Here is a 10,069-nt window from a genome sequence, read left to right as displayed (position 1 = left end):
CTGACGCAAGTCGAGAGAGTAGGCTTTCATAGCGACCAGTTATCAATAGAATTGCTCTCTCCTAAGTGTACTGAACTGGACTGATAACCGCTATAACCTGCCAGATTATGAGCATGAAGCTGGTTGTCTTAAAGCATTTGAAATGGGATTTTTCTGTCTTCAAAGAACTGAAAATTTTAGTGATACCCAATTTGTCAAACAACAATTTAATGCTTTATTAAATGAATTATATCAAGCTGTAAATGAAATACCAAACACCATTTCAGCACAATTGGCTAATAAAATTGGTACTGCTGATGGTCAACTCTTAGCTCCTTTGCAAGGTCAAATTAACCTTACTACAGCAGTAATGGACGCAAAAATAAAAACCGTAAGTGATTTTCTCAATCAAAAATTCGACCCCTCTCAACAAAACTCAGTTTTTGGTAATGCCGTACAGAAAATCCAAAATTTACTTGATGAAAACCGAACTGATTCCTTGCAGGGTGTATTTTCGGCAGCGATCGCAAATGTAACAACAAAGGACGGAGTTTTAGCTACGGCAGTTAAAGCGGTAGTAAGTGAATAGGTGTGCTGTAAAAAGGGTATTGAGCAGTTAAACTTTTATGAAATTCTTTGCTCCATAGCCCTTTAAAATATATGGCATTAATCAGAAACAACACCTGACTTGGTTCAATTTTTCCAATTATCTGCTCGATTTTGCCATTAGTATTCTCTTTTACCCAATTATTGATAATACTAGGCGCTGCGGGATCTTGAAAATTTAAATTGCTGACCAAAGCTAGATAGAAATCCTGCGTTCTCTGGAGGAAGTCTGGTCGAAAGCTAACATTTTTATTTGCCCAAAGTGAGTTAGCAATCTTCAGTTGTACTTTTGGATCTGAATTGTCTAAAAGCTGTTTTAATGCTTCCTTGTAAGAAGAGTTGATTTCTTCCAGATTTACCCCTTGTAATTCCAGGGTTTTTGCGATCGCTAGTTGAGTCGTGCCACTAGCGCCGTTGTAGGTCATAGCTAAAGCTAGAGCGACACTCGAAGGTGAGATAAAAACGTTATTGTTACCATTATTACTTTTCAGAAGTTCTGAAAATAGTTTGAACCCAAACTTATTGCTAGACTCAATGATTTTTGTATCAGTCTTGAGTGTTTTTTCTTGCGATGGAGTTTCTGGCTGAGGTAAACTAGATTGGGCAAGGGCACTTTTATTACTATCGATTTGAGAATACCCTAATACACTAAATAGAACAACACTTGCAGCTGCCAGAGCATAACGTCTGCCCAGACTGACACCATAGCGTCTTTGCATGAAATTTTCTCTCACACTATTATATTTCTGCCGAATGATTATATCACCTCATTTGCGAAAGATTCCCGATCCGTGCCATCCGTGAGAGGTTAAGGTAATTGCACAAATGTCTGCAATGGAGCAGTCCAAGGAGATAAATCGAGCTTGGAGACTGGTTTTCGCACCAGGGCAAACGCATCTAAATTACTCCTGATCACGACCAATCTGAAAAACCAACAAAAAAATCAGCATTTCTCGTTTAATTTGTTTTCCAAGCCCAAAGCGATGCCTGCGGCGGGCTGCGCCTACGCGTTCTAATTTTTCGGTGAGTTGACGACTGTTGTAGGTGCGTGGCTCTTTTTTTAGGCATTCTTCTAGAAATCTAATATCAACTTCAGTCAATTTTGGTTTTACCCCTCGACCGGGTAATTCCCAAAGCCCTTCCAGTCCTAGCTTCTGCCATTTATGTAAGACTTCTCTGACTGTTTGTGGAGTCCAATTCAAATGAACTGCTATTTTTTCTACATACCAGCCATGTGCATTCAATCTGATGACTTCTGCTCTATCTTTCACTTTTTGTGGCACATCCGCTGTTCTGAGTTTTAGCAGGCTGCGGTCTTGCTCACTAGTGAGGAATACCCTTAAACGAGTGCCCATATACAAGTGACCTTAGTAGATGTATTCTACGTATTTACTTATCTTCACATAGTTTGGTTTTTTTATGCCGACTTACTTACACTTACTATTTCAAAGGTGAACAAAAACGCTTAGAACAAACTAAGCGTCGTGGTAGAAGATTAAGTATTATCGGTTTTTTGCAACCCTTAATCAGCTTTATTTATGGTTTGGTTATTGGTGGTGTTGACAGAAAATCTTATATCCAAATGATGGAGCTTGAAGCATCAGTTGCCCAAAAAGTCTGGGCGCATCAGAGTAATAGTGCAGGACAACGATCCAATACATAAGTGTCAACAGGTACAGCAGTTATGGTCTAAGTGGGAACACATGGGTTTGTACATCTTCTTTTTACCCAAATATTGTTCCGAAATGAACCCAATTAAATTAGAGTGGCAGCACCTCAAAAAAGATGAATTATCAGGACAGGTGTTTGACGATGAGTTAGACCTTGCCTATGGGGTAATTAATGGTATTCAAGCTAGGGGAGAGATCCGAAATTACACCATAAAACGTATTAAATTTTACTCCAACTATACTCCTTAATTTATAGTTATGTAACAATAAATTTTTCCGCCGACTTACTTAGTTAGTCCTAAATCATCAATAATTTTATTAATTTGGTTGATTGTGTCAGATTGAACTCGAATCCTATTTAATATTTCTTCTTGTTCTCTTCTTGGAGGAACTGGAATTACTAAATTGCGTAATATCTGACCATTAATTCCAGGTCTAGTTTGACCTCTAATTTGTTCTTTAACTTGACGAATTACTTCTACACTTCCTCGAAGTGCATTCATAAGAAAATATGAATTTATTATTTCTTGATCTGGAGATATTCGATAAACGTGCTTGGTTATAATTGCTGTTTCAATATCTGGCGGTACAACACAGCAACGTCCTACGGTTGACATCACTGTAATCAAAACATCAAGAGGACGTGCTGTATATTTTTCAAGCTCCTTGTATTTTTCAGGACTTATCCTATTTTCCCGTCCCAAAGAAAATGTTCCATGCAGAACATTATCAATACCAATGGCTAAAATACCTGTACTTTGAAATTCAGAATGTAATAAGTTACTGCCAAAAGGGCCGCTTTGAAGTGAACGTGGAATATAAGAAGCAAGTTCTTTTAATCTTATCCAATACCATCCATTTGGTAAATATGAAAAATTTCCCTGCTTTATTGGAGATAGTTCTTCATATTTATCCTTCCACTTGTCATCCTTCGGCGTTTTACCACTCGCCCTCATCTTCTCCAATTCCCCTTCTTCCCAACGGCGGCGACGTTCTGCACGAATGCGCTCAAGTAAAACCTCAGCAGGTTCAACATTACTGTTCTGCTCCCGCCAATCAGCAGTGAGGTCGCCACGAAAGGCGGCGGCGAGGACAGATTGACGGAACTGGTCTAGCAGTTGAGGAATATCCTCAAGCGCCTCCTTTACTCGCTGACTTCTAGCCTTCAGCGCCTCTATTTTGGCAACTATGCGGCGTTGTTCGTTGAGGGGTGGGAGATAAATAGGAAATTCAGATAATGATTGCAAATTTACTCTTGGATGTTGAACGCCGTTAACATTTTGACTTGCATAACTAACAAAATCTTTACATAAAAAACGAAAACTTAAAAATTCATTAGATATATAAGGTTGTTTTGAAAATACTAAGATATCTGTAGAGCAGACTCCTTCAAAATTAACACAGTGAACTTTATTCAAGTAAGGTCGAAGTTTTCCATAAAGTAAATCACCAGTATAAAATTTTGATTTTGTACTTGTAACTTCACTTGAATTACCAAAATCCAAAAGTCGGCCTGTATTTTTTTCTATATGTTCTAAACCTACATACGGTACTTCTTGTAAAGTTGATGGCTCTACCTTTTTATCAGAAGGATTAACAATATTCCCCAATTGTGTTTCTATCCATCCTTTTGGATATGTTGATAAATCATCTCTATCTTCCATCAACCTTCTTCCTCCCAATCCTCTATCTGCAACCCATTCACTCGACTAAATTCTTTTTTATTATGCGTAACCACTATCAAATTATTCGTCATTGCAATAGCAGCAATCTGCACATCATAAGGGCCAATCGGCGTACCACTAGCAGCTAACTCAGCCCGAATCTCCCTGCTATCCTTGCGGATTTTGGGTCTAAAGGTATAATAATAAACTGACTAAAAAAACGTTGCAATATTTCTAAATTTCTCTCCTGTTGGGCGCTACGGTAAGCACCATAGTACAGTTCTAATTGGGTTATCGTGGAAATTAAAATATCTTCTGGTTGTTAGGATGCCAGTCGAGTTGTTACCGCAAGACTGCTATTATTAATTAAGCGGATACAGACACTGGAATCGAGCAGATAAGTCAAAATAGCGGCTCCCTAGTTTCATACTCTCCCTGTTCTGCCCGTTCTAACGGTTCTCCTACCCAACCACCAATTACCTCTTCAAAAAACCCAGGCATCCAGCCCCGTTGTTGTGGTGTAACTCTTTGAATTGTTACCGTAACTTCAATTTCTGTATCTGGCATTTCTACTGGAATATCTAAATGTAGAATACCATCTTTACCCACATACGACCTAATTTTTATACTATCCATAGTCACTTTGACATAATATCAGTTATTCTTAAGCAACCTATTCAAAATTAGCCTGACGAATCCGAAACTTATTTTTCATAGCAATCACGATTCTGCCATTAAGTAAATCTTCGCTATGTAACTTTAAAACATCTATTAATAACAGCTTCCTAGCTTCACGAGGTAAATTTTCTAAACGTAAAACTCCACAATGACGCTTTCTCTGCTGCCAAATCATCTGTTCAAAGTCATTATCTGTCGTCATAATAATTCTTTGTTCCATAACTGCCCATTCTAAAATATCCTCGTCTCTCATTTCGGGGTCAGTGTCACTTACATAAACCACTTCATGACCCATTTCTTGCAACCAATTACCCAAGGCGCGACTAGCATTTACATCTATTAAAAATTTCATATATGGTCTAAGGTGCAGTCACTCTGTCTAAAACCTCTTCTTGAGAAACAAGATAATAAGCATAAAACAAAACTGCTTGTATATCTTCTGGTTCTAATTCCGGGTAATCTTCAAGAATTTCTTGATTAGTAGAACCCTTGGCTAGTAATTCTAAAATCATTGCCACTGGTATTCTTAATCCCCGAATAATTGGTTTACCAGCCAAAATATTTTTGTCAAACTTAATCCGTTCTAGTAATTTTTCATCGTTCATCTTTACCACCTACCTCTGATAATTTGCCAGTGACATATAAGATAGCGAATGCAAACATTAGTATCCAGCAAATACCTCACACAATTTTTTACCTTTCTTTAAAGTTGCCCTCAGAATCAATAACAATTAATTCAAGCGAGCGCCATTTTTTAATAATTCTTGTTCTGGACTCATTTCTCTTCACCTGTGACTGTTACTACTTCTATTGTGATTGGGTATTTTTATTCTAAAATTGAAACTTCCTCGGTTTCCGCTTCACCTGACAGCAACGCCGTCAACGCCTCCATCTCCGCGATCGCCGTTTGTAATTTCGTCATAATAGCGCCTGCAATCAGATCCGGTTCGGGTAAATTATCCCCCGACTGCAAACTTTCATCCCGCAGCCAAGTAATATCCAGGTTTTCACCGCGTTTAGTAATTTCCTGCCGCGTCCATCTGCGCCAGCGTCCCGACTCCCCTTGGTCAACACGCGGACTTCCCCCATTAGCATCATCCCCGTAAACTTCTTTAAAGGGACTAAAATGCTCTTTAGTTAAAGGAGTCCGTTTACCAAAAACAGGTATATTCGTCCGCATATCGTAAAACCACACCTGCTTGGTATTACCCTTCTCCGTCGTTCCCCGTTGGAAAAACAGCACGTTAGTTTTCACACCTTGGGCATAAAAAATCCCCGTAGGCAATCTCAAAATTGTATGCAGATTGCACTTATCCATTAAATCAGCGCGGATGCTGCGTCCTTGCCCATCTTCAAACAGCACATTATCTGGTAACACCACCGCCGCCCGACCTCCCGGTAACAGTCCGCGATATATATGCTGTAAAAAAGCTAACTGCTTGTTGGACGTAGTAAATGTAAAATCATCCCGTGTGGGCAGTCCGCCACCCTTTTTCGTTCCAAAGGGAGGATTGGTAAGAATTACATTAGCTTTTGGTAACTGCTGCCCCTCGCTAGAGAGAGTATCACCCAAGTCCACAGCACCTTCAATGCCATGTAGCAGCATATTCATTAATAATAGTCGATGGGCATCCTGTACTAACTCAATGCCGTAAAATGCTTGGTAGCGGTGAAACGACTGTTCAGCTTCGCTTAAATCAAATAAATCATCAGTGTGTTTTTTGATATAGCGATCGCTGGCAATTAAAAAACCTCCCGTTCCCGCTGCGGGGTCTTGCAATAATTCCCCTGCTTGCGGTTTAATGAGTTCCACCATGCAATCAATCAAAGGACGCGGCGTAAAGTATTGCCCTGCACCAGATTTTTTCTCACTGGCATTTTTCTCTAAAAGTCCTTCATACAAATCACCTAAACCTTCTTCCTTAGCAGAGTACCAGTCAAGTTCGTCAATGCTTTTAACTAGCTTATTGAGAATTTGCGGTTTTTTCAGGGCAGTTTGGGCATTAACGAAAATTGCCTGCACCCGTGGCAAACTACTAGAACCTAACTCTAACAAAGTGGCGCGGTAAAAGTTCATCTGTTCGATGCCATCCTTCACCACCAAATCACCCCAGCGGCAACCTTCTGGGATTTGGCTTTCTGTACCTGTTTCCTGTGCCATCTTGAGGAACAGCAGATATGTTAACTCTGTCACATAAGCCAGATAAGTAATCCCATCATCACGTAAGACGTGGCAGAGATTCCAGAGTTTTTGGACGATATCAGTTGTTGCGCTCAATATTTTAAATAAATAGTCAGTATATAAATGCTGCTTTGCAATTATACGCAATTCGGTAGTGTTGTCAAAGCTTGATCTTATTCCGATGATTGGCGTAAAGAACAGTTACAACAGATCAAGCTATTTAGAGATTTACTTTAGAGTAAGCAATGTCTATCCAATCCTGTTAATTGGTAAGTCTATAAATAAAAATCCGTGATTTTATCACCTACCTTTCCCAAATTAAATTTAACCACACAACAAATTTTTGATGCGGCTAACTAACCCACATCCTGCCATAATTCATTATTAATCTGCACCAAAATATCTGACAATTTCCCATAAAAAGCTTTATTTAATCTGACAAAACCACCTTGGGATTTAAATTCACCTTGGTCTAACGCTTCCCGATCCACAATAGTTTCTACCTTCAACTGCTTACCAATGCGTTCCAACCATTGGCGCTGGGGTGATGTCCAGTTTTGAGAAGCCAAAATTTTCTTCATTGCCTTGTCCACCCTCTCCTCGTAGGGAACCAAAGCATCGCCCAAAGTTGCTTGGCGGATAAATCCAATTATTGAGGCGGCAATATCTGCGTTAGTCATTTCCCGCCATGCCACCTGCAATGTTTTTTCTGAATATCCTGCAAGGTCAAGCATTAACCGCAATTCCTTCAACTGCCCCCTAGTCAACTCACGGGGACGGGTAGTTACAACTATTAAAGCCGGAATCTTGTTAATGTTCTCGCGTAAATATGCGCCAAAACTATCTAAATAATCTTCGGGTTTTTGGGCATTACCGTAACCCCTCTCCACTCGTCGCAGTTCGTCGGCGTGGCGGGAAATTAGCAGTGGTTGTCTGCCACCATCTCTAGCATCTAACATTTGTGCGATCGCTGCCCGTTGCCGAAACCATTCTTGAACTTGTCGGGGGTCGCTTTGACGCAAGTGATTTATCATCTCCGGTATCGGCATCCCAGCTGCGGCTTCAATATTATCCCGGTTGCTATCCCCTAATTTTCTTTGCTGGCGTTGCAGTTTGGCTAAGAGTTGGTCAACAATTGTGGCGGCTGCGGTGGTATCGTTGACTGTCCCTAATTCTGACACCAGTTGGGTAAATGAAATATTGGGATTAACTGCCACGGGTTTCATCGTGGAAACAGGCGCAAGGGCTGCATATAAATTCACAGCATCATAAATGTAGAAAACTTCTTTTTTAATCTCGTCGCAGCGCCGCGTTGCCCGTCCCAACATTTGTTCGTAGAGGATGCGCGAATTCACCCGACGAATAAAAACTAAGTTGCAGATTTCTGGTACATCAATCCCAGTGGTTAACAAGTCTACCGTGACTGCAATTTTAGGATTAGCTTCGTTTTTAAAGCGGCGAATTAATTGTGATGGCTGATCTGCCTTGCCAGTAATTTTGAGAACTGCATCATCTTCAACACTGCCATACTGAGCAATCAGTGCTTGTTTTAATAAATGAACAACAATATCAGCATGACTATCTTTTACACAAAATATTAAGGTTTTTCCTGGCAGTGAGGGGTCAATATTTTCTGCTAAAACTTCACAGATTACCCGATTAAATTCTTCGGTAACAACCCGCCGATTAAACTGTTCTACCTCAATTTTGACTTCATCCGGGGCATGGACTAAATCGATTCTACCTGTGATGGGGTCATAATATTCCATTGCCTCCCCAGCTTGCCACATTATGCCATCTTCTGAGAGGGCAGTAGTAATGCGAATTGGTGGTTCACAATCAATGAGGTGTCCATCAATCACAGCTTCTTTGTAACTGTAAGTGTAAACAGGTTCACCAAATATTTGGGTTGTGTGGAATGCGGGTGTGGCAGTTAACCCAATTTTTACAGCATCAAAATGGTCGAGGACGCGGCGATATTTGGAGATGTAATCGTTAAAGTCACGAAAGGTAATCTCTGTATCACTTAATTCCCTATCCAACAAATATCCTCTGTGACATTCATCCACAACAATGCAATCATATTGATCTGCTGTGGGAATAGGAGTATTATCATTTGGGTAGAGAATGCGTTTAACAAATGCTTGTACAGTATCAATCTGGACTTTTGTATCTCTATCTGGTATCGAGTCACCAAGTTCTTTAATACCAAAAATATCAGCGAAGGTTTGCAGATTCTCCATCCGCATTTCTTTAAAAACATTAGTGGCTTGTTCTCCCAATGCCGTGCGGTCTACCAGGAACAAAACACGGCGAAAACGTTTGGTTTTGAGCAAACGATATACAAGGGCGATACAGGTTTTAGTCTTGCCTGTTCCCGTTGCCATTGCCAACAAAAGAACTCTGGCATCTTCTGCTAATCGGGCTTCCACTGCTTTAATAGCTTTAATTTGGTAATCGCGCAGTAGCAGATTATATGTAAAATCTTCTTGGGCAAGTAATTGGTGTGCCTTATCTATATCTTGGTTGAGGGCATCAATAAAACCTTCAGGCTTGTACCAAGTGTTGAGGGGACGGCGGATGTTGTCAGGGCGGCGTAAGTCACAAAACCAAATACCGCTTTTAGTTTGCAACTGTCGCAAGAATTCGCGTCCGTTAGTAGCAAAAACAAAGGGGACTTGATATTCACCCCAAGGGCCACCGGGTAATATTTCATGACCTTTAATTTTGTAGCCGCGACTATAACGCTTGGCTTGGTCAATGGCAGCATAAACATCAGTGCTTTGACGCTTGGCTTCGACTACAGCGACTACCTGGAGTCCCACAAATAAAACATAGTCAGCACGTCCATCATCTGTGGGCCATTCTGCGATCGCTCTCATCTTCCCTTTTTGTGGACGAATGCCGTTACCATAAGTAAGCTGTTCTGAGTCTACTTCCCAACCAGCAGACCTTAATTGAGCATCGATGAGGCGGCGGGTTTCGCGCTCATCCAAGTCAATATTTTCTCCTGCCTGTTGGGAAAGCTGGATGGTTTCTTGAATTGTTTGTGCAGACTGACTTTCTGCTGTGGTTTGAATATTTACAAGGTGATTTAAGGCAGCTTGTTTTTGTGCTGAGGCTTCTTTGGCTAGTTCTTCTGCGGATATGCGTCGCTGTGCTTCTTGTTGGGCAGTAATTTGTGCTAATTCTGCGGCTGTGCGGCTTGGAACATCAAAGACCGCACTGCCCAATCCCCTAAGAGCCAACCATAAACTTCTTGGACTTCACGAGGATTAAGCGAGCGGATA

At 40.7% G+C, this 10,069-nt stretch carries 11 protein-coding genes and 1 pseudogene; 3 read left to right on the top strand and 9 right to left on the bottom strand.

Annotated features, from left to right (window positions below; translation table 11 throughout):
• The first annotated feature begins 142 nt into the window (after window positions 1-142).
• Complete coding sequence (locus tag V7K21_RS29640; RefSeq protein WP_335179554.1) at window positions 143-568, top strand: hypothetical protein; 426 nt, start codon at window positions 143-145, stop codon at window positions 566-568.
• A gap of 1 nt (window position 569) precedes the next feature.
• On the opposite strand, the pseudogene V7K21_RS29635 reads toward V7K21_RS29640, so the two are convergent.
• Together V7K21_RS29635 and V7K21_RS29630 are read right to left on the bottom strand one after the other, a co-directional pair.
• Window positions 570-1,343: pseudogene (locus tag V7K21_RS29635) on the bottom strand (serpin family protein); the annotation flags it as partial.
• Window positions 1,344-1,487: 144 nt separating this feature from the next.
• Complete coding sequence (locus V7K21_RS29630) at window positions 1,488-1,940, bottom strand: helix-turn-helix domain-containing protein (protein ID WP_335179552.1); 453 nt, start codon at window positions 1,938-1,940, stop codon at window positions 1,488-1,490.
• Window positions 1,941-1,993: 53 nt separating this feature from the next.
• On the opposite strand from V7K21_RS29630, the gene V7K21_RS30930 reads away from it, so the two are divergent.
• Window positions 1,994-2,248 (top strand): hypothetical protein, encoded by a 255-nt coding sequence (locus tag V7K21_RS30930; RefSeq protein ID WP_442948940.1) that lies wholly within the window; start codon window positions 1,994-1,996, stop codon window positions 2,246-2,248.
• On the top strand, window positions 2,223-2,504 hold the full coding sequence (locus V7K21_RS30925) for a transposase (RefSeq protein ID WP_442948939.1): 282 nt from the start codon (window positions 2,223-2,225) through the stop codon (window positions 2,502-2,504). The genes V7K21_RS30930 and V7K21_RS30925 overlap by 26 nt, the downstream gene beginning before the upstream one ends.
• A gap of 35 nt (window positions 2,505-2,539) precedes the next feature.
• Here the strand turns inward: V7K21_RS30925 and V7K21_RS29620 are convergent, their stop codons facing one another.
• The 7 genes from V7K21_RS29620 to hsdR all read right to left on the bottom strand — a co-directional run bounded on the left by V7K21_RS29620 (window position 2,540) and on the right by hsdR (window position 10,012).
• The gene (locus tag V7K21_RS29620) at window positions 2,540-3,919 is read right to left on the bottom strand and encodes a restriction endonuclease subunit S (RefSeq protein ID WP_335179550.1); all 1,380 of its coding nucleotides are present in this window, start codon (window positions 3,917-3,919) and stop codon (window positions 2,540-2,542) included.
• Window positions 3,919-4,080, bottom strand: a complete 162-nt coding sequence (locus V7K21_RS29615) for a hypothetical protein (RefSeq protein WP_335179556.1) — start codon at window positions 4,078-4,080, stop codon at window positions 3,919-3,921. The genes V7K21_RS29620 and V7K21_RS29615 overlap by 1 nt, the downstream gene beginning before the upstream one ends.
• A 241-nt stretch (window positions 4,081-4,321) precedes the next feature.
• The gene (locus tag V7K21_RS29610) at window positions 4,322-4,555 is read right to left on the bottom strand and encodes a hypothetical protein (protein WP_335179548.1); all 234 of its coding nucleotides are present in this window, start codon (window positions 4,553-4,555) and stop codon (window positions 4,322-4,324) included.
• 37 nt (window positions 4,556-4,592) lie between these two features.
• Window positions 4,593-4,949 (bottom strand): DUF5615 family PIN-like protein, encoded by a 357-nt coding sequence (locus V7K21_RS29605; RefSeq protein WP_335179546.1) that lies wholly within the window; start codon window positions 4,947-4,949, stop codon window positions 4,593-4,595.
• Between the two features lie 7 nt (window positions 4,950-4,956).
• Window positions 4,957-5,202: a DUF433 domain-containing protein gene (locus V7K21_RS29600; RefSeq protein WP_335179544.1), complete on the bottom strand. Its 246-nt coding sequence runs from the start codon at window positions 5,200-5,202 to the stop codon at window positions 4,957-4,959.
• 221 nt (window positions 5,203-5,423) lie between these two features.
• Window positions 5,424-6,875: a class I SAM-dependent DNA methyltransferase gene (locus V7K21_RS29595; RefSeq protein WP_335179542.1), complete on the bottom strand. Its 1,452-nt coding sequence runs from the start codon at window positions 6,873-6,875 to the stop codon at window positions 5,424-5,426.
• Between the two features lie 260 nt (window positions 6,876-7,135).
• Complete coding sequence (hsdR, locus tag V7K21_RS29590; RefSeq protein WP_335179540.1) at window positions 7,136-10,012, bottom strand: type I restriction-modification system endonuclease; 2,877 nt, start codon at window positions 10,010-10,012, stop codon at window positions 7,136-7,138.
• Window positions 10,013-10,069 lie beyond the last annotated feature (57 nt).

The sequence above is a fragment of the Nostoc sp. genome, from assembly GCF_036919595.1.
GTDB lineage: Bacteria > Cyanobacteriota > Cyanobacteriia > Cyanobacteriales > Nostocaceae > Nostoc.
Note: the sequence above shows the minus strand (reverse complement) of the source record. Positions and strands in the feature narration are given on the sequence as shown.